The 19319-nt window shown below is 61.0% G+C and carries 15 protein-coding genes and 7 tRNA genes; 17 read left to right on the top strand and 5 right to left on the bottom strand.

Features of this window, described 5'->3' with window-relative positions; genetic code table 11:
- The first annotated feature begins 1 nt into the window (after window position 1).
- The 4 genes from mltG to C4Q26_RS04355 are packed head-to-tail and all read left to right on the top strand — an operon-like array spanning window position 2 to window position 3615.
- Entirely contained in the window at window positions 2-1177 is a 1176-nt protein-coding gene (gene mltG, locus C4Q26_RS04370; protein WP_104882811.1) for an endolytic transglycosylase MltG, read from the top strand.
- Window positions 1178-1186: 9 nt separating this feature from the next.
- A complete protein-coding gene (tmk, locus tag C4Q26_RS04365; protein ID WP_027907750.1) occupies window positions 1187-1819 on the top strand; it encodes a dTMP kinase in 633 nt (210 codons plus the stop codon).
- On the top strand, window positions 1812-2798 hold the full coding sequence (locus C4Q26_RS04360; RefSeq protein ID WP_104882810.1) for a DNA polymerase III subunit delta': 987 nt from the start codon (window positions 1812-1814) through the stop codon (window positions 2796-2798). The genes tmk and C4Q26_RS04360 overlap by 8 nt, the downstream gene beginning before the upstream one ends.
- A 34-nt stretch (window positions 2799-2832) precedes the next feature.
- The gene (locus C4Q26_RS04355; RefSeq protein ID WP_027907751.1) at window positions 2833-3615 is read left to right on the top strand and encodes a TatD family hydrolase; all 783 of its coding nucleotides are present in this window, start codon (window positions 2833-2835) and stop codon (window positions 3613-3615) included.
- A 257-nt stretch (window positions 3616-3872) separates the two neighbouring features.
- On the opposite strand, the gene C4Q26_RS04350 is transcribed toward C4Q26_RS04355, so the two are convergent.
- Complete coding sequence (locus C4Q26_RS04350; protein WP_027907752.1) at window positions 3873-5006, bottom strand: aminotransferase class V-fold PLP-dependent enzyme; 1134 nt, start codon at window positions 5004-5006, stop codon at window positions 3873-3875.
- Window positions 5007-5078: 72 nt separating this feature from the next.
- Here C4Q26_RS04350 and C4Q26_RS04345 point away from each other — a divergent pair, with 72 nt between their 5' ends.
- The 5 genes from C4Q26_RS04345 (at window position 5079) to C4Q26_RS04325 (ending at window position 8679) form a co-directional block, all read left to right on the top strand.
- Complete coding sequence (locus C4Q26_RS04345) at window positions 5079-5714, top strand: TetR/AcrR family transcriptional regulator (RefSeq protein ID WP_023379417.1); 636 nt, start codon at window positions 5079-5081, stop codon at window positions 5712-5714.
- A 185-nt stretch (window positions 5715-5899) separates the two neighbouring features.
- Window positions 5900-6868 (top strand): GTP 3',8-cyclase MoaA, encoded by a 969-nt coding sequence (locus C4Q26_RS04340; RefSeq protein WP_104884026.1) that lies wholly within the window; start codon window positions 5900-5902, stop codon window positions 6866-6868.
- Window positions 6869-6934: 66 nt separating this feature from the next.
- Window positions 6935-7540 carry a DUF4823 domain-containing protein gene (locus C4Q26_RS04335; RefSeq protein WP_023379421.1) on the top strand — a complete coding sequence of 202 codons (606 nt, stop codon included), beginning with the start codon at window positions 6935-6937 and terminating at the stop codon, window positions 7538-7540.
- Window positions 7541-7550: 10 nt separating this feature from the next.
- Window positions 7551-8111, top strand: a complete 561-nt coding sequence (locus C4Q26_RS04330; protein ID WP_023379422.1) for a DUF1285 domain-containing protein — start codon at window positions 7551-7553, stop codon at window positions 8109-8111.
- Between the two features lie 151 nt (window positions 8112-8262).
- On the top strand, window positions 8263-8679 hold the full coding sequence (locus C4Q26_RS04325) for a cupin domain-containing protein (RefSeq protein ID WP_023379423.1): 417 nt from the start codon (window positions 8263-8265) through the stop codon (window positions 8677-8679).
- Window positions 8680-8737: 58 nt separating this feature from the next.
- Here C4Q26_RS04325 and C4Q26_RS04320 read toward each other — a convergent pair.
- Both C4Q26_RS04320 and C4Q26_RS04315 read right to left on the bottom strand, forming a co-directional pair.
- Window positions 8738-8813, bottom strand: a tRNA-Asn gene (locus C4Q26_RS04320).
- 62 nt (window positions 8814-8875) lie between these two features.
- Window positions 8876-10072, bottom strand: a complete 1197-nt coding sequence (locus tag C4Q26_RS04315; RefSeq protein ID WP_023379424.1) for an amino acid aminotransferase — start codon at window positions 10070-10072, stop codon at window positions 8876-8878.
- A 286-nt stretch (window positions 10073-10358) separates the two neighbouring features.
- On the opposite strand from C4Q26_RS04315, the gene uvrB reads away from it, so the two are divergent.
- Complete coding sequence (uvrB, locus tag C4Q26_RS04310; RefSeq protein WP_023379425.1) at window positions 10359-12374, top strand: excinuclease ABC subunit UvrB; 2016 nt, start codon at window positions 10359-10361, stop codon at window positions 12372-12374.
- A 1541-nt stretch (window positions 12375-13915) separates the two neighbouring features.
- Here the strand turns inward: uvrB and C4Q26_RS04300 are convergent.
- A complete protein-coding gene (locus tag C4Q26_RS04300; RefSeq protein WP_177325260.1) occupies window positions 13916-15406 on the bottom strand; it encodes an MDR family MFS transporter in 1491 nt (496 codons plus the stop codon).
- A gap of 49 nt (window positions 15407-15455) precedes the next feature.
- Window positions 15456-16511 (bottom strand): HlyD family secretion protein, encoded by a 1056-nt coding sequence (locus C4Q26_RS04295; protein ID WP_023379428.1) that lies wholly within the window; start codon window positions 16509-16511, stop codon window positions 15456-15458.
- 143 nt (window positions 16512-16654) lie between these two features.
- On the opposite strand from C4Q26_RS04295, the gene gltX reads away from it, so the two are divergent.
- The 7 genes from gltX to C4Q26_RS04260 all read left to right on the top strand — a co-directional run bounded on the left by gltX (window position 16655) and on the right by C4Q26_RS04260 (window position 19207).
- The gene (gene gltX, locus C4Q26_RS04290; protein ID WP_023379429.1) at window positions 16655-18136 is read left to right on the top strand and encodes a glutamate--tRNA ligase; all 1482 of its coding nucleotides are present in this window, start codon (window positions 16655-16657) and stop codon (window positions 18134-18136) included.
- A gap of 341 nt (window positions 18137-18477) precedes the next feature.
- Window positions 18478-18553: transfer RNA gene (locus tag C4Q26_RS04285), tRNA-Ala, on the top strand.
- A 72-nt stretch (window positions 18554-18625) separates the two neighbouring features.
- Window positions 18626-18701: transfer RNA gene (locus C4Q26_RS04280), tRNA-Glu, on the top strand.
- A gap of 53 nt (window positions 18702-18754) precedes the next feature.
- A tRNA-Ala gene (locus tag C4Q26_RS04275) sits at window positions 18755-18830 on the top strand.
- 41 nt (window positions 18831-18871) lie between these two features.
- Window positions 18872-18947 (top strand) — tRNA-Glu (locus tag C4Q26_RS04270).
- A gap of 66 nt (window positions 18948-19013) precedes the next feature.
- Window positions 19014-19089: transfer RNA gene (locus C4Q26_RS04265), tRNA-Ala, on the top strand.
- A gap of 42 nt (window positions 19090-19131) precedes the next feature.
- A tRNA-Glu gene (locus C4Q26_RS04260) sits at window positions 19132-19207 on the top strand.
- Window positions 19208-19319 lie beyond the last annotated feature (112 nt).

Here is a 19319-nt window from a genome sequence, read left to right as displayed (position 1 = left end):
CGTGAGACGCAAATTCCTGCTGCTGCTGGAAATGGGGTTGATCCTGGCTGGCCTGGCATTCGGCTGGTCGGCCTGGAAAGTCAACTCGGTGCTGGAGCAGCCTCTGCAAGTGGCCCAAGAGCGCTTGCTCGATGTGCCCAATGGCACCACCCCGAACCGCATGTTCTACCGCATGCAGAACGAGGGGCTGCTCGACGATGCCCTGTGGTTGCGCCTGTATTGGCGCTTCAACATGGCTGGCACCCCTTTGCACACCGGCGAATATCGCCTGACCCCCGGCATGACCGTGGGTGAATTGTTCGGCGCCTGGCGCCGCGCTGACGTGGTGCAGTACAACCTGACCCTGGTGGAAGGCTGGACCTTCCGGCAGGTGCGTTCGGCCGTGGCCAAGCACGAGAAGATCAAGCACACCCTGGACGGACTTTCGGATTCGGAAGTAATGGACAGGCTCGGCCATACCGGCGTATTCCCCGAGGGGCGCTTCTTCCCTGACACCTATCGCTTCGTACGCGGCATGACCGATGTCGAGCTGTTGCAGCAGGCGTACATGCGTCTGGAAGAAGTGCTCGCCAAGGAGTGGGCCGAGCGCACGACCGACTTGCCCTACCGTGACCCTTACCAGGCGCTGATCATGGCCTCGCTGGTGGAAAAGGAAACCGGCATTCCTCAGGAGCGTGGCCAGATCGCGGGTGTGTTCGTGCGCCGCTTGCGCCTGGGCATGATGCTGCAGACCGACCCCACGGTGATCTACGGCATGGGCGAGCGTTACAACGGCAAGATCACCCGTGCCGACCTGCGCGAGCCGACCCCTTACAATACCTACACCATGACCGGCCTGCCGCCGACGCCGATCGCCATGGTCGGACGCGAAGCGATCCATGCCGCGCTCAACCCGTCCGATGGTTCCAGCCTGTACTTCGTCGCCCGCGGCGACGGCAGCCACGTGTTTTCCGATGATCTGGACGACCACAATTCGGCCGTGCGAGAGTTCCAGCTCAAGCGCCGCGCCGATTACCGCTCCAGCCCGGCACCGCAAGGCCAGCCTGGCGCCAGCGAGACGACGCTGGCACCGGATGCGCAGTCCGAACCCGAACCAGGCGAGTCGCAAGAGCAGGCGCCATCTTCTGAAAGCGAAGCGGCGCCGGCCAATGAGCCAACGCCCGACGAACAACACTAAGGACTGCCTGTGAGCGGCTTGTTTATTACCCTTGAAGGCCCCGAAGGCGCGGGCAAGAGCACCAATCGCGACTACCTGGCGGCGCGTCTGCGTGAGCAGGGGCTGGATGTGGTGCTGACCCGTGAGCCCGGTGGTACACCGTTGGCCGAGCGAGTGCGTGAGTTGCTGCTGGCGCCCAGCGATGAAGTGATGGCCGCCGACACCGAGCTGCTGCTGGTGTTCGCTGCGCGTGCCCAGCACTTGGCCGAAGTGATTCGACCTGCGCTGGCCCGGGGTGCGGTGGTCCTGTGCGACCGTTTCACCGATGCCACCTACGCCTATCAGGGGGGGGGGCGTGGCTTGTCCGTCGAGCGTATCGCCCAACTGGAACAGTTCGTCCAGGGCGACCTGCGCCCGGACCTGACCCTGGTCTTCGATCTGCCGGTCGAAGTCGGGTTGGCCAGAGCTGCCGCAAGGGGCCGTCTGGATCGCTTCGAACAGGAGGGCCAGGCCTTCTTCGAAGCTGTTCGCCAAGCCTACCTGCAGCGTGCCCAGCGGGCGCCGCAACGCTATACCTTGCTTGATGCCGCACAACCGCTGGACGCGGTACAGCGCGCCATCGATGGGTTGCTGCCAGGCATCCTGGAGCGCTGCCGTGGCTGAGGCCTACCCCTGGCAGCAGGCAATCTGGCAACAGCTGGCAGGCCGTAGCCAGCACGCCCACGCTTACCTGCTGCACGGGCCGCAAGGCATCGGCAAGCGAGCCCTGGCCGAGCGTCTGATGGCTCGCCTGCTGTGCCAGCACCCTCAAGGGCTGGATGCCTGCGGTCAGTGCAAGTCCTGCTTGTTGCTCAAGGCCGGCAGCCACCCAGACAATTTCGTGCTGGAGCCGGAAGAGGCCGACAAGCCCATCAAGATCGACCAGGTGCGCGAACTCGTCACCTTCGTCGTGCAGACCGCGCAACTGGGCGGGCGCAAGGTGGTGCTGATCGAGCCGGTGGAGGCGATGAACGTCAATGCTTCCAACGCCTTGCTCAAAAGCCTTGAAGAGCCTTCCGGCGACACGGTGCTGCTGCTGGTCAGCCATCAGCCCAGCCGCTTGCTACCGACCATCAAGAGCCGTTGTCAGCAGGTCGCCTGCCCGCAACCGAGCTTCGCCCAGAGCCAGGCCTGGCTGGCCACGGCACTGGCTGAGAGTGACGAGGCGGAGCGTGACGAGCTGTTGACCCTTGCCGCTGGTTCGCCGTTGCTGGCGGTCAGCCTGCAGGCCCAGGGGGTGCGCGAACAGCGCGCGCTGGTAACCGATGGCGTCAAGAAGTTACTCAAGCAACAGCTGTCACCGAGCCAGTTGGCCGAGGCCTGGAACAGTGTGCCGCTGCTGCTGCTGTTCGACTGGTTCTGCGATTGGTCGCATCTGATCCTGCGCTACCAGTTGACCCAGGACGAAGAGGGTTTAGGCTTGGCCGATATGCGTAAGGTGGTGCAGTATCTGGCCCAGAAGAGCCGGCAGGCCAAGGTCCTCGAAGTTCAGGCGTGGATTCTCGAGCAGCGTCAGAAGGTGCTGGGCAAGGCCAACCTCAACCGCGCCCTGTTGCTGGAAGCGTTGCTGGCCCATTGGCAGCAACTGCCGGTTTCCCGCTGACTTTCAATCGTTCTTCCATGTGTGCCTACTTCCCATGCTTGTAGATTCCCATTGCCACCTCGACCGTCTTGACCTGAGCGCCCATCAGGGCTCCCTCGATGCCGCCCTGCAGGCGGCCCGCGAACGTGGGGTCGGGCATTTTCTGTGCATTGGTGTCAGTGCCGAGAACGCCGGGGCGGTCAAGGCCTTGAGCGAGCAGTATGCCGATGTCGATTGTTCGGTGGGCGTGCACCCGCTGGACCTGGCGCCGGACGAAACCCCAGCGCTTGAGTGGTTGCTGCGCGAACTGGCCCACCCCCATGTGGTGGCCATTGGCGAGACGGGGCTGGATTATCACTACGAGCCGGAAGCTGCGCAGTTGCAGCAGGCCTCGTTCCGTCTGCACCTGGAGGCCTCGCGTCAGACCGGCAAACCGGTGATCGTGCACACCCGCGCAGCGCGGGCCGATACCTTGGCGTTGCTGCGCGAGGCAAACCTACCGCAGGCCGGTGTGCTGCACTGCTTCACCGAGGACTGGGACATGGCCAAGGCGGCGCTGGATCTGGGCTATTACATCTCCCTGTCTGGGATCGTCACGTTCCGCAATGCCGACGCCCTGCGCGAAGTGGCCCGGCAGGTGCCGGTCGACCGCTTGCTGGTGGAGACCGACTCGCCGTACCTTGCGCCCATTCCGCACCGGGGCAAACCCAACCTGCCGCAATACGTGCGAGAAGTTGCTGAGTACGTGGCATCGCTGCGCGGGGTCAGCTTCGACCAGTTGGCCGAGCAGACCACCGCCAACTTCAAGCGCTTGTTCCCCTTGGCTCGCGTAGCCTGAGCGCGCAAGACCGGTTGGTCGCTGAGGCCGAGGTCGGCGCACGGGCAAAAAAAACCCGGGTTCTGGGGGGGGAATCCGGGTTAAGACCATTAGGAGTAAAACAAAGGTACGCGGTCCCTGAGCACCTTTATCGGCGCGCCACTTGGGGGGGATGCGCCGCGCCAACACTTCAAGTATTGGTCAGGTTTGGCGCAGTGCCAGTGTCTGTTGGTCGTTTTTTAAACAGATTTGGAATACGCCGGGGATCCATTCCTTCCTCAACGCATGGCCAGTCGCCGTACTTGTTGGATAGTCTCGTCGATAAGGCGCTCATCGGTGTAGAAATGGGGTGAAAAACGCACTCCGCCACCGCGCAGGGCACAGATCGTCCTTTCGGCACTCAGCGCCTGATACAGCTCGGTACTGGGGCGTCCCTTGAGGCTGATGGTGACGATGCCGGCCCGTCTCTGCGAGGCCGCAGGCGTATGCAGGCAGACGCCGGGTATGGCGGCGAGGCCCTGGTACAACTGATCGACCCGTTGCCCGAGCAGTCGCGCTACTTTTTCCATTCCCACGTCTTCCAATAGCGAAAGGCTTGCCTCCAGCGCGCAAGCACCCAGCATGTTGGGGCTGCCGCATTCGAAGCGGCGGGCGCTGCGGGCCGGTTGCCACTGGCGGCGCTCGAAGTCGCCCAGGTGTTCCAGCATGTGCCATCCGTAGGCATTGAGGCGCAGCTGCGGGCGCAAGGCGGCGCGGCAGTAGAACACGCCAAGCCCTTCGGGGCCGAGCATCCACTTGTGGCCGTCGGCCATGGCGAAATCGCACTGGTACGCCTGCACGTCGAAGGGCAAGGCGCCGATCTGTTGGATGGCATCGATGCAGAACAGCACCTGGCGCGCCTGGCAGCCTTCGCCAAGGCGCTCGAGGTCCAGGCGCAGGCCGCTGCCGAACTGCACGGCGCTTATCGCCAGCAAACGCGTATGGCGGCCACAAGCATTGAGCAGTGCCGCTTCGGGGTCGGCGCCTGCAAGGCTTACCTGAACCACTTCGACCCCTTGATCGGCCAAGGCTTCCCACACCACGCGATTGGAGGGAAATTCCTCGTCGCTGATCACCACCTGGTCGCCGGGTTGCCAGTCGAGGCCGAAAGCAACCAGCGAGAGCGCTTCCGACGTGTTCTTCACCAAGGCAATGTCGCCTCGGGAGGGCGCGTTGAGCAGGCGGGCCAGGCGTTCGCGCAGGCGCCGCTCGGTGGCGAGCCAGGCCGGATAGTCGCTGGCGCCCTGCGCAACGTTCTCCTGGGCGAAGCGAGCTACGGCGTGGCTGGCGCGTCTTGGCCAGGGGGCGACCGCGGCATGGTTCAGGTAGCGCAAGCCCGGGGACTGGTCGAACTCATCATGAAACATAGACATGGTTGGAAGATCCGTGCAATTTGCCGCCAGTTAGGCATAATAAACCGCTTCGATTGTCATCCAGTCCTTCCTATGCAGAAAGAACCTCGTAAGGTCCGTGAGTTTCGCCGTCGCGAACAGGAAATCCTCGACACGGCGCTCAAGCTGTTTCTCGAACAAGGTGAAGACAGCGTCACCGTCGAGATGATCGCCGACGCCGTGGGCATCGGCAAAGGCACGATCTACAAGCACTTCAAATCCAAGGCGGAGATCTACCTGCGCCTTATGCTCGATTACGAGCGCGATTTGAACGGGTTGTTGCATTCGGCCGATGTGGACCGTGACAAGGAAGCACTGTCACGGGCCTACTTCGAATTCCGTATGCGTGACCCGCAGCGCTACCGGTTGTTCGACCGCCTGGAAGAAAAGGTGGTCAAGGGTAACCAGGTGCCGGAAATGGTCGAGCAGCTGCACAGCATTCGTGCCTCCAACTTCGACCGCCTGACCCAGCTGATCAAGGGCCGTATCAGCGAAGGCAAGCTCGAAGACGTGCCGCCCTATTTCCATTACTGTGCAGCCTGGGCGCTGGTGCATGGCGCCGTGGCCCTGTATCACTCGCCGTTCTGGAGCAATGTCCTGGAAGATCAGGAAGGCTTCTTCCAGTTCCTGATGGATATAGGCGTGCGCATGGGCAACAAGCGCAAGCGCGACCCGGAAACCGCGAACTGAAGCCTTCCGTCCATAGGTCCAGCGCCAGATCGTGATATTGGCGTTGTCCCGGTGAGGCGGGGTAACCGCGAAGGAGCGCGCAGCGGCTCCGTTCAATTGTGCCCGGCATGGAACAAGGGGCTTGCAAAAACCTGATTTATGAGTCAGGTTTTGCCAGCCCCGATTCATCCATGCCGGAGTTTTTCATGATCGTCGATCGTCAAGGCAGGCGTTTTCGTAACCTGCGTGTCAGCCTCACGGCTGCCTGCAACTACGCCTGCACGTATTGCGTACCGGACGGCAAGCGTCTGGTCGCGGCACAGGACGAACTGTCGGCAGAGGCACTGGCGCGGGGTGTGGCCTACTTGGTCGAGGCCGCAGGTATCGAGCGTCTACGCATAACGGGCGGTGAGCCACTGATCAGTCCTCGCCTGGACGCATTCCTGGCGGCGGTCGCCCGGCTCGGTCTGGAAGACATCACGCTGACCACGAATGGTCAGTTGCTCTCGCGCAAGTTGCCACAGTTGCAGGCAGCTGGCGTTCGCCGCCTTAACGTATCCCTCGATACTCTCGATCCACAGGCGTTCCGGCGCATTGCCCGCGGCGGCGACTTGGCGACCGTGTTGGCTGGCATGGAGCAGGCCAGTGCGATGGGCATGCAGATCAAGGTCAACATGGTGCCGATGCGCGGGCAGAACCTGGACCAAGTCCTGCCGCTGCTTGACTATTGCCTGGCGCGAGGCTTCGAATTGCGCTTCATCGAATTGATGCGCATGGGCCATCTGGCCCGAGACCCCAATGCTTTCCTGCAGCATTTCGTCGGCCTGGAGCAGTTACTCGACCTGATCGGTCGCGAGCACGCCCACCACCCGGTCGATGCGCCAACGGATGCCACCGCGCTGCGCTACCAGATCCCGGGTAAAGGTGTTTTTGGTGTGATCGCCAACGAAAGCGTGCCGTTCTGTCGGAGTTGTTCGCGGCTGCGCCTGTCATCCACCGGTTGGCTGCACGGTTGCCTATCTTCCAGCAACCGTCACTTTATCGGCGACTTGCTGGAACAGCCCCGTCACCAAGCGCTGCCTGCCCTGCAACGGTTGCTGGTCAAGGCCCTGGCCGATAAGCAGGCACTGGCTTTTTCCGGGGGCGTGACAGTGATGAAGGTGATTGGCGGCTGACTCTGGCGCAAAAGCTGCATCCGCTGGCTATTCGCCGGTTTTTCGTCGCCGGCCATTGGAGGAAAGATGCGTAGCCTGGTCTTGCTGCTGGCGCTGATGGCGCTGGGCGGCTGCATGAATGTCAGCGATATGGGCGAGGGCGTCCGTTACCACATGAGCGATGCCGGGTTGTTGGACCACAGTGACACGCGCCGCTCGCTGTCGATACGGCTGCAACCCGATTCGTTCATCTTCATCGGTCAGGGGGCATTCATGCCACCCGGCAAGGGGCCATTGCCGCGGCAGAACGTGGTGGCCGAACAGGCGTTCAAGAGTTTCGTCGAATACTTCCCACTGGTACGCCGTGCCCAGGGGCCGCTGGGCCTGGAAGAAGCGATCGCGCAGGCGCGCTCGGTGGGCGCCGACTATGTGCTGTATACCCGCTTCGCCCGTACCGACGATCGTATCGGCAATGGCGACGAGTGGTACGACGAGCAAGCCGTCGACCGTCTGGGGTGGGACACTGGCGTCGTGCAGATGATGCTCATCGAAACCAACAGCCGGTATTTGATCGATACCGTGCGCATCAAGAGCCGTGGCGGTTTGTTGACGTTCCACGACAACACCCCGGAGGATTTGCTAGCTGCGCCAATGCGCGAGTACGCTCGTAGCCTTCTGGGTATGAGCGAGTGAGGGCAGGGTGATGACGGATTCCGGCAAGGCCAACGATCTTCTGGCGCAGATTCCCAAGCACAAGGGATTGCCGCCCGTGCATCTGTGGAACCCGGATTTCTGTGGCGATATCGACATGCGCATTGCCCGTGACGGTACTTGGTACTACTTGGGTACGCCCATCGGGCGCAAGCCAATGGTGCGGCTGTTCTCCACCATCATGCGTCGCGACGGCGATGACTACTTCCTGGTAACGCCGGTGGAAAAGGTCGGCATTCGCGTCGACGATGCGCCATTCGTCGCCGTGGCGCTGGACGTGGAAGGTTCGGGTGAGCAGCAGGTGCTGCGCTTTACCAGTAATGTCGATGACCTGGCTGAAGCTGGCCCGGAGCATCCCCTGCGGGTCGAGATAGACCCGGTTACGCAAGAGCCTGCCCCGTACGTGCTGATGCGCAGCAACCTCGAGGCGCTGATTCACCGCAATGTGTTTTATCAGTTGGTGGATCTGGCGGTGCCACGTGTCATCGACGGCGAAGAGTGGCTTGGGGTCTGGAGTCGCGGCGAGTTCTATCCCATCGGGCTCAATGGCTGACGTTTCCTGGGGCTCATCGGCGACAAGCCGGCTCTCGCAGGAGGCGGTCTAGGCCGCGACTGATCGGCCTCCTGGTTTTCCTCTGAATTGGCCGTTTGCCGCGTGCACGCCTGGGCCTAACCTGCTGGCAAATACCCATCAGGAGACGCCCATGAAACCCGCTCATCTTTCAATTGCCTTGTTCATCGCCGCGGGCCTGCTCGCCGGCCAAACGTCCGCGTGGGCGCATGGCGAAGCCGTCGACCAGGTCAAGGTGCTGCAGGAAAAACGGCCCTCCAATGCTCCCGGCAAGAAAGCCGTCATGCTCACCGTCAGCTACGCGCCTGGGCAGGCGTCGCCCGCACATCAGCATCCGGGCGCGGTGATGGCTTATGTACTGGAAGGGGCGGTGGTCTCGAAGCTCAACGATGAGCCGGAGAAAACCTACAAGGCTGGCGAGTACTGGTACGAGGCTCCAGGCACCGTGCACAGCGTGTCGCGCAATGCCAGCAGCGGTCAAGCGGCCAAGTTGCTGGTGTGGAGCCTGGTGGACGAGGGCAAGCCCGTGACCGAACCAGTGGGCAAGTAACGAGCGCAGAAACGAAAAAGCCTCCAGTGCTTGCGCAACTGGAGGCTTTCTCAGTGTTTGGCTCCGCGACCTGGACTCGAACCAGGGACCCAATGATTAACAGTCATTTGCTCTACCGACTGAGCTATCGCGGAATCTGCGGGTATGATACCGGCTACCAAGGGGAAGTCAAGCTACCCCTTGGTAAATCAAGCAGTTACAGCACTTCCACGATGGCCTTTGTAACCACGTGAATGTTGCTTTGGTTCAGCGCGGCGACGGCGATACGGCCGGTGTCCAACGCATAGATGCCGAACTCTTCCTTCAGGCGCTTGACCTGGTCGACGGTCAGGCCCGAGTACGAGAACATGCCCGCCTGGCGGCCCACGAAGCTGAAGTCACGCTTGGCGCCGTATTGGGCCAGCAGCTCGACCATTTGCTTGCGCATGCCATGGATGCGCTCGCGCATCTCGGCCAGCTCGTCTTCCCACATCTGACGCAGCTCGGCGCTGTTGAGCACGGTGGCGACGATGGTGGCGCCGTGGGTCGGCGGGTTGGAGTAGGTGGTGCGGATCACGCGTTTGACCTGGGACAGCACGCGGGTGCTCTCGTCCTTGGAGCCGGTGACGATCGACAGCGCGCCGACACGCTCGCCGTAGAGCGAGAACGACTTGGAGAACGAGCTGGAGACGAAGAACTCAAGGCCCGACTCGGCGAACAGGCGCACGGCGAAGGCGTCTTCGGCGATGCCGGCACCAAAGCCCTGGTAGGCCATGTCGAGGAACGGTACATGGCCCTTGGCCTTGACCACGTCCAGGACGTTTTTCCAGTCTTCGAGTTTCAGGTCGACGCCCGTCGGGTTGTGGCAGCAGGCGTGCAGGACAACGATCGAGCCCGATGGCAGGTTTTTCAGGTCCTCGAGCATGCCGGCGCGGTTGACGTCGTTGCTCGGGGCATCGTAATAGCGGTAGTTCTGTACCGGGAAACCTGCGCTTTCGAACAGGGCGCGGTGGTTTTCCCAGCTTGGGTCGCTGATGGCGACGACGGCGTCAGGCGACAGGCGCTTGAGGAAGTCGGCGCCAATCTTCAGAGCGCCGGTACCGCCAACGGCCTGCACGGTGACCACGCGACCGGCGGCCAGCAGTGGCGATTCGGCGCCGAAGATGAGCTTTTGCACGGCCTGGTCGTAAGTCGCGATGCCGTCGATCGGCAGGTAGCCGCGGGAGGCGTGCTGGGCGGCACGCTGGGTCTCGGCTTCGATCACAGCGCGCAGCAGCGGGATGCGGCCTTCCTCATTGCAGTAAACGCCTACGCCCAGATTGACCTTGTCGGTACGTGGGTCGGCGTTGAATGCTTCGTTGAGGCCCAGAATAGGGTCGCGGGGTGCCAGCTCGACAGCGGAAAACAGGCTCATTGTTACCTTGGCTCTGAATGGAGTGTGATAGGGCGTACACGCTCCAGCCGAATGCACTGAAGCGGTGCACAAACGGGGAGTCAGTATAGTGATACCCGCCGGTCACTGCGACAGTCTGGCACAGCTTTTCAGGCGATTTGGGCAATTATTTTTCGACCATTGGTCGAAATGCCCGGTCCACATTATGGGTTGCCCACTCCAGGGTCGCGAAACCGACGCCACGCGGCCACATTTGGGTATAGACTACTGGCTAAATTTACAGTTGCTGCGTTGCGCGAGGCCTATCATGTCCGAGTTCCAGCTCGTTACCCGTTTTCAGCCGGCCGGCGACCAGCCCGAGGCCATTCGTCAGATGGTCGAGGGCATCGAGGCCGGGCTATCGCACCAGACGCTGCTTGGGGTGACCGGTTCGGGCAAGACCTTCAGTATCGCCAACGTCATCCAGCAGGTGCAGCGCCCGACGCTGGTGCTGGCGCCGAACAAAACCCTGGCTGCGCAGTTGTACGGAGAGTTCAAGGCGTTCTTCCCGAACAATGCGGTGGAGTATTTCGTTTCCTACTACGACTACTACCAGCCGGAGGCCTATGTACCGTCGTCGGACACCTTCATCGAGAAGGATGCCTCGATCAACGACCATATCGAGCAGATGCGCCTGTCGGCGACCAAGGCGCTGTTGGAGCGGCGCGATGCGATCATCGTGACCACCGTCTCGTGCATCTACGGTCTGGGCAGCCCCGAGACTTACCTGAAAATGGTCCTTCACGTGGACCGTGGCGACAAGCTCGACCAGCGTGCACTGCTGCGGCGTCTTGCCGACCTGCAATACACCCGCAATGAAATGGATTTCGCCCGTGCCACGTTCCGGGTGCGTGGGGATGTGATCGACATCTTCCCGGCCGAATCGGACCTGGAAGCCATCCGTATCGAGCTGTTCGATGACGAGGTGGAGAACATCGCCGCCTTTGACCCGTTGACTGGCGAAGTCTTCCGTAAGTTGCCGCGTTTTACCTTCTACCCCAAGAGCCACTACGTCACCCCGCGTGAAACCCTGTTGGACGCGGTGGAGGGCATCAAGGAGGAGCTAAAGGACCGGCTTGAGTACCTGCAGAAGGCCAACAAGCTGGTGGAGGCACAGCGTCTCGAGCAGCGCACCCGCTTCGACTTGGAGATGATTCTCGAACTTGGCTACTGCAATGGCATCGAGAACTACTCGCGTTATCTCTCCGGCCGTCCGGCCGGCGCGCCGCCACCCACGCTTTACGACTACCTGCCGCCAGATTCCTTGCTGGTGATCGACGAGTCCCATGTCAGCGTGCCGCAGGTGGGCGCCATGTACAAAGGTGACCGCTCCCGTAAGGAAACCCTGGTCGAATACGGTTTCCGTCTGCCCTCGGCGCTGGACAACCGGCCGATGCGGTTCGACGAGTGGGAGGCGGTGAGTCCGCAGACCATTTTCGTTTCGGCCACGCCCGGCCCTTATGAAGCCGAGCATGCTGGGCGTGTGGTCGAGCAGGTGGTACGGCCGACTGGTCTGGTCGACCCGCAGGTGGAGGTACGTCCGGCGCTTACTCAGGTTGACGACTTGCTGTCGGAGATCCGCAAGCGCGTGGACGTTGGCGAGCGGGTGTTGGCGACTACCTTGACCAAGCGTATGGCTGAAGACCTGACCGATTACCTGGCGGACCATGATGTGCGGGTGCGTTACCTGCACTCGGACATCGACACCGTCGAGCGGGTGGAGATCATTCGTGACTTGCGTCTGGGAACGTTCGACGTGCTGGTGGGCATCAACCTGCTGCGTGAGGGGTTGGATATGCCGGAGGTATCGTTGGTGGCGATTCTCGATGCTGACAAGGAGGGATTCCTGCGTTCCGAGCGTTCATTGATTCAGACCATCGGGCGTGCGGCTCGCAACCTCAATGGCCGGGCGATTCTGTATGCCGATCAGGTGACGGGGTCGATGCAGCGTGCCATCGACGAGACTGAGCGGCGTCGGGAGAAGCAGATAGCCTTCAACCAGGCGCATGGGATCGTGCCCAAGGGGGTGGTCAAAGACATCACCGATATTATGGAAGGCGCTACGGTGCCGGGTGCGCGTAGCAAGAAGCGCAAGGGGATGGCCAAGGCGGCGGAGGAGAGTGCTCGGTACGAGGCGGAATTGCGGACGCCGGCGGAGATCACCAAACGCATCAAGCAGTTGGAAGAGAAGATGATGCAGTTTGCGAGGGATCTGGAGTTTGAGGCTGCCGCGCAGTTGAGGGATGAAATTACTCAGCTTCGTGAGCGTTTGATAGCCAGCTGATAAGCCCAGTCCCGCAAGTCAGCGTTGTTTTTGCTCTGCTTTTGCTCTGCTTTTGCTCTGCTTTTGCTTCTAGTGCGCGGCAGTTCAGGCGCTGCCAATTGCGACGTCAGTAGGCCGAGCGTAGGTTTTGCGGAGGGAGGTGACGGGCATGGATGCCCGTCAAGCGCTGCGGCCCAGGAGGGGCCGTTCAGCGCGGTCCACCCGGGAGCAAGACCGGAGCGAGGGGACCCCGAAGCGAAGCGTAGGGGCCGGATGATAGGAGCCAGCGGTTTTTGCCTACTTTTGCCCAAGAGCAAAAGTAGGTCGCCGTAAAGGCGAAAAGGTGAATGAGCGCCTCCATGGCGAATGGATATTCACGCTATCTGAATGCCGCCCTTAAATCTGTGCTTTGAAGTTTGAGGTTTTGGTTTCTGGATGCGTGAGCATATCCATTTGCCAAGGTGACGCTCAATCACCTTTCCGCTCTTACAGCGGGTCACTTTTTGGCAGACGCCCCAAAAAGTAACCAAAAAAGTCTGGCTCCTATCATCCGGCCCCTGCGCTGCGCTCCGGGGTTCCCTCGCTCCGGGCTTGCTCCGGGAGGACCGCGCTGAACGGCCCCTCCTGGGCCGCAGCGCTTGACGGGCATCCATGCCCGTCACCTCCCTGCGCAAGCCCTGCGCTCGGCCTCCTGAAGTCGCATGAGGTGGCGCCTGAACTACCGCGCGCTAGAAGCAAGAGCAAAGCGAAGCAAAAGAAAGTCCGCCTCGAATTTATAGTTTTAATGTTGAATGTGCGGCTGGTTTAGCTGTTGTTGTTCGGATTTGGTATTTCATGCTCCGCTTTTGCTTTTAATGCGCGATATCCCAGACGCTGCAAATTGCGACGTCAGTAGGCCGAGCGTAGGGCTTGCGGAGGGAGGTGACGGGCATGGATGCCCGTCAAGCGCTGCGGCCCAGGATGGGCCGTTCAGCGCGGTCCTCCCGGGAGCAAGCCCGTAGCGAGGGAACCCCGAAGCGCAGCGTAGGGGCCGGATGATAGGAACCAGCGGTTTTTGCCTACTTTTGCCCAAGAGCAAAAGTAGGTCGCCGTAAAGGCGAAAAGGTGAATGAGCGCCTCCATGGCGAATGGATATTCACGCGATTTGAATGCCAGCGCCAAGTATTCGCTTTGAAGTTTGAAGTTTGAGGTTTTGGTATTTAGATTTATGAGCATATCCATTTGCCAAGGCGACGCTCAATCACCTTTCCGCTCTTACAGCGGGTCACTTTTTGGCAGACGCCCCAAAAAGTAACCAAAAAAGTCTGGCTCCTATCATCCGGCCCCTACGCTGCGCTCCGGGGTTCCCTCACTCCGGCCTTGCTCCGGGAGGACCGCGCTGAACGACCCCTCCTGGGCCGCAGCGCTTGACGGGCATCCATGCCCGTCACCTCCCTGCGCAAGGCCTGCGTTCGGCCTCCTGACGTCGCGATTCGTGGTGTCTGGACTATCGCGCACTAGGGGCAAGAGCAAAAGCAAAAGCAAAAAAGGGTTTGCGGCACTTGAATTTGTGAAAACCAATCTTAGTGCGCCTCACCTGCCTTCAACCCCGCCGGCAACTTCTTAGTCAACAATACCGCCACCATGCTCACCGCCAACCCAATCCCGACAAAATGAAACGCATCGTTATAAGCCATGATCAACGCCTGCTGATGGGTAATCTCACTTAACTTGCCAAGCGCAGCGCTATCGCTCCCCAGCCTCTCGGCCAAAAGCGAAAGACGCTCCGCCACCTGCGGGTTGCTCGGCACCAGCGCCTCACGCAGATAATCGAAATACACCTTGCTCCGCGCATCCAGCAAGGTCGCCAGCAAGGCGATACCAATCGCCCCCCCAAGGTTACGCAGAATATTGAACAGGCTCGAAGCCGACCCCGCATCCTGCGGTAGGATGTAAGCCGTCGCGATCAGCGAAATGGTGACCATGATCATCGGCTGTCCAAGCGCCCGAATAACCTGGATCTGATTGAACTGCGGCCCGGCAAAATCCGGATTGAGCACCCCAGAACCAAAGCTGGCGATGCCGAACAGACAGAACCCCAAGGCACACAGTACTTTGGGCGAAACCACCTTCATCAATTGCGGCACCAACGGAATCAGAAACAACTGCGGAATACCCATCCACATGATCACCTCGCCGATCTGCAAGGCGTTGTAGCCCTGGATCTGCGCCAGGTACAGCGGCAACAGATAGATCGAACCATACAGCCCAACCCCCATCCCCAGACTGGCAATGCTCGACAAGCCAAAATTGCGATTACCCAGAATTCGCAGGTTGATAAGCGGGTGGGGCTTGGAGAACTGCAAGATCACGAATGCGATCAGGCTGATCAAGGCAGTGGTGCCCAGTCCGACGATCAGGCTCGACTCCAGCCAGTCCTTGCGGTGGCCTTCCTCCAGGAATACCTGCAGGCAGCCCAGGCCCAGCCCCAAGGTGACGATACCGGCATAGTCGGTGCTTTTGAGCAGCTCCCAGTGCGCCTCCTTCTTCTCCAGGCCATACAGCAAGCCGGCAATCATCAACAGGCCCGGCGGAATGTTGATGTAGAAGATGTATTCCCAGCCCCAGTTTTCCGTCAGCCAGCCGCCCAAGGTGGGGCCGATGGACGGGGCGAAGGTGGCGGTCATGGCGAACATCGCCATGCCCTTGGCACGGTGGTGTTCAGGCAGCTTGATCAGCGTCAGGGTGAAGGCCAGGGGAATCAACGCCCCCCCGGTGAACCCCTGCAATGCGCGAAACACGATCATGCTCTCCAGGTTCCAGGCCATCGAGCAGAGCAGCGACGACAACAGGAACCCCGTCGATACCCAGACCGCCAGGCGTCGTGCTGAGAGCAACTGCACCAACCAGGCCGTGAGCGGAATCATGATGATCTCGGCCACGAGGTAGGAGGTGGAAATCCATGAACCTTCTTCCAGCGTCGCCGACAGCGCGCCTTGGATATCCTTGAGCGAGGAGTTGGTGATCTGGATATCCAGCACCGCCATGAACGCGCCTAGCATTACGCTCATCACGGCAATCCAGTCGCGTCGGGTCGGCTCCGCCGTCGGTCTCAGCAGCGTGTCACCGGCCATCGCGGGAGCCATGCTCGGGGCGAAGGTCCACGGTTGCCGTCACCGACATACCGGGGCGAATGCGGCCGTGAAGCGGATTGTCGGGGGCAAAGGTCAGCTTCACCGGAATACGCTGCACCACCTTGGTGAAGTTGCCGGTGGCATTGTCCGGCGGCAACAGGCTGAACTGCGCGCCAGAGGCCGCGAACAGGCTATTGACCCGACCCTCGATCGGGGTGTCCGGGTAACTGTCGAACAGCAACTCCACACGTTGGCCCGGCTGCATGCGGCCAATCTGGGTTTCCTTGAAGTTGGCCTGTACCCAGATATCTTCGTCCGGCACGATGGACAGCAGGTAAGCACCCGCTTGCACTACTTGGCCGTTGCGCGCATTGCGCTGACCGATGGTGCCGCTGATCGGCGCGCGGATCTCACAGCGGGTCAGGTTGAGTTCAGCCTGTGCCAGTTCGGCACGGGCGTTGGCGATCTGTGCATCGAGACGCTTGAGCTCAGCGGTCAAGGCGTTTACCTGCTGGCGCTGGCTTTGCAGGTCGGCACGGGCCTTGTCGACTTGAGAACTGGCCACGTGCTTTTCCGCCGACAGCGTCGTGACGCGCTCCTCGGAGACGAACCCAGGTTTGCGCAGCGCCTCGGCGCGGTTCAAGTCCAGGCGCGAACGGTCGAGGGTAGCCTGGTTCGCGGCAACCTGTGCCTGGCCGGCCGCAATCAGGCTGGCTTGCTGGGTCAGGCGACTTTCCGCCTGCGCGCGCTCGGCCTCGCGCGTGGCCAGGGCCGCGTGAGCACGCTCCACGGCCAGCTGGAAGTCGGCGGCCTCCAGGCGTACCAGCAGTTCTCCTTGGCTCACGTGCTGGTTGTCCGCAACCCGCACGTCGTCGATGCGTGCGCCCAACTGGCTGGAGATACGGGTGATCTCGCCTTGAACATAGGCATTGTCGGTACTTTCGAAGAAGCGACCCTTGAAGTACCAGTGAGCCAGGAAGGCGAGGGCGATGAGCGCGACAAGGGTGAGAAAGACCAGCAGGCGGCGTTTGAGTTGGGCGGGCATGAGCACTATCGTTCCAGAAATGTAAACAAATTTAACAGCGACAAACGGCGCAATCACAAGTGACGATCGCGCCATAGCTGGAGCCGAGTGCCCGCTCCCTGCTAACATCCCGCCTTTGTTTCATCTTTCGTTCGAGACTCTCCATGACCACCGTTCGCACGCGTATCGCGCCATCGCCCACTGGCGACCCCCATGTCGGCACCGCCTACATCGCCCTGTTCAACTACTGCTTCGCCAAGCAGCACGGCGGTGAGTTCATCCTGCGTATCGAAGACACCGACCAACTGCGCTCTACCCGCGAGTCGGAGCAGCAGATCTTCGACGCCTTGCGCTGGCTCGGCATCGAATGGAACGAAGGTCCGGACGTGGGGGGGCCACACGGCCCATACCGGCAGAGCGAGCGGGGCGATATCTACGCCAAGTACGCCAAGCAGCTGGTCGACGCTGGCCACGCCTTCTACTGCTTCTGCACTGCCGAAGAGCTCGAGCAGATGCGTGCCGAGCAGATGGCCCGCGGCGAGACCCCGCGCTACGACGGCCGTGCTCTGAAGATGAGCGCCGAGGAAGTCCAGCGCCGCCTGGCGGCGGGCGAGCCGCATGTTATCCGTATGAAGGTGCCGAGCGAAGGCATCTGCGTGGTTCCGGACATGCTGCGTGGCGACGTCGAGATTCCATGGGACCGCATGGACATGCAGGTGCTGATGAAGAACGACGGCCTGCCGACCTACTTCCTGGCCAACGTGGTCGATGACCACCTGATGGGCATCACCCACGTGCTGCGTGGCGAGGAGTGGCTGCCTTCTGCGCCGAAGCTGATCAAGCTTTACGAGTATTTCGGTTGGGAACAGCCCAAGCTGTGCTACATGCCGCTGCTGCGCAACCCCGACAAGAGCAAGCTGTCCAAGCGCAAGAACCCAACCTCGGTGACGTTCTACGAGCGCATGGGCTTCTTGCCTGAAGCGATGCTCAATTACCTGGGGCGCATGGGCTGGTCGATGCCGGACGAGCGTGAGAAGTTCTCGCTGGCCGAGATGGTCGAGCATTTCGACTTGTCGCGTATCTCGCTGGGTGGCCCGATCTTCGACATCGAGAAGCTGTCCTGGCTCAACGGCCAGTGGCTGCGTGAGCTGCCGGTGGAAGAGTTTGCCGCTCGTGTGCAGAAATGGGCATTCAACAGCGACTACATGATGAAGATCGCCCCGCACGTACAAGGCCGGGTTGAAACCTTCAGCCAGATCGCGCCGCTGGGTGGCTTCTTCTTCGAAGGCGCGCTCAAACTCGATGCCAAGCTGTTCGAAAGCAAAAAGCTGTCCACCGACCAGGTTCGCCAGGTGATGCAATTGATCCTGTGGAAGCTCGAAAGCCTGCGTCAGTGGGAAAAAGACCGCATCACTGCCTGCATCCAGGCCGTGGTCGAGGCGCTGGAGCTCAAGTTGCGTGATGCCATGCCACTGATGTTCGCCGCCATCACCGGTCAGGCCAGTTCGGTATCGGTGCTCGACGCCATGGAAATCCTCGGTCCAGACCTGACCCGCTATCGCCTGCGCCAAGCGCTCGACCTGCTGGGCGGGGTGTCGAAGAAAGAAAACAAAGAGTGGGAAAAGTTGCTGGCCAACATCGCCTGACCCTGATCGACAGCTGCAGCGCACGCTGTGGGAGCGGCCTTGTGCCGCGAACGGGCCGCCCTGCGGTCCCAGGGTTTTAGTTGCAACGCAAAATCGCAGGGGTCGCACGCGGCCCTTTCGCGACATAAAGCCCCCCACAGCCTGCCGCGGAAGAGGTGAGGCAACCCGTAGCACTGGGGCAGGGCGGTAAGTGATTGTTATCTCGAAAAAAACTTTTGAATTTTTTCAAAAATTTGTTTGACAGCTCTGCAATCCGATCTTAATATGCGCCCCGTCCACAGCGATGAACTAAAACGAAGCGCCAGGCACCCAGCCGGTGATTCAGTTCAGCGCGACATTGTGGGGCTATAGCTCAGCTGGGAGAGCGCCTGCATGGCATGCAGGAGGTCAGCGGTTCGATCCCGCTTAGCTCCACCAAATTCCGCTTAACGGTGAATGCCGATAAGCAAGACCGGGTCCAGCAACCGGGTCTTGAAGGTAAGAAGGTTCGTCCCCTTCGTCTAGTGGCCTAGGACACCGCCCTTTCACGGCGGTAACAGGGGTTCGAGTCCCCTAGGGGACGCCAGTTTCACACAAGCGATGTTTCAGGATGTCGCTGGGCCGAGAGGCTAGAAATCCGGGGCTATAGCTCAGCTGGGAGAGCGCCTGCATGGCATGCAGGAGGTCAGCGGTTCGATCCCGCTTAGCTCCACCAATTTGCCGCGGTTCGTGAAAACGGATCGGCACGAAGGTTACGTCCCCTTCGTCTAGTGGCCTAGGACACCGCCCTTTCACGGCGGTAACAGGGGTTCGAGTCCCCTAGGGGACGCCACTTTTTCCCGCGTTTTGCGGGGCTTAAAGAGGCTCATTCTTAATGTTGGATGAGCCTTTTGTTTTCGGGGCTATAGCTCAGCTGGGAGAGCGCCTGCATGGCATGCAGGAGGTCAGCGGTTCGATCCCGCTTAGCTCCACCAATTCTGCCAGGGTTCGCTAAAGCGAATCTTCGCGAAGGTTACGTCCCCTTCGTCTAGTGGCCTAGGACACCGCCCTTTCACGGCGGTAACAGGGGTTCGAGTCCCCTAGGGGACGCCATTTTTACCCGCGTTTTGCGGGACTTCAAAGGCTCATTCGATTATTGAATGGGCCTTTTGTTTTTTCTCCCCTCCGCCAATGTGCTCGCCCCGTGCCGGGAGTCGTGTTTTTT

The sequence above is a fragment of the Pseudomonas sp. SWI44 genome, from assembly GCF_002947915.1.
Lineage (GTDB): Bacteria > Pseudomonadota > Gammaproteobacteria > Pseudomonadales > Pseudomonadaceae > Aquipseudomonas > Aquipseudomonas taiwanensis.
This window is presented reverse-complemented; position numbering and strand designations above follow the sequence as displayed.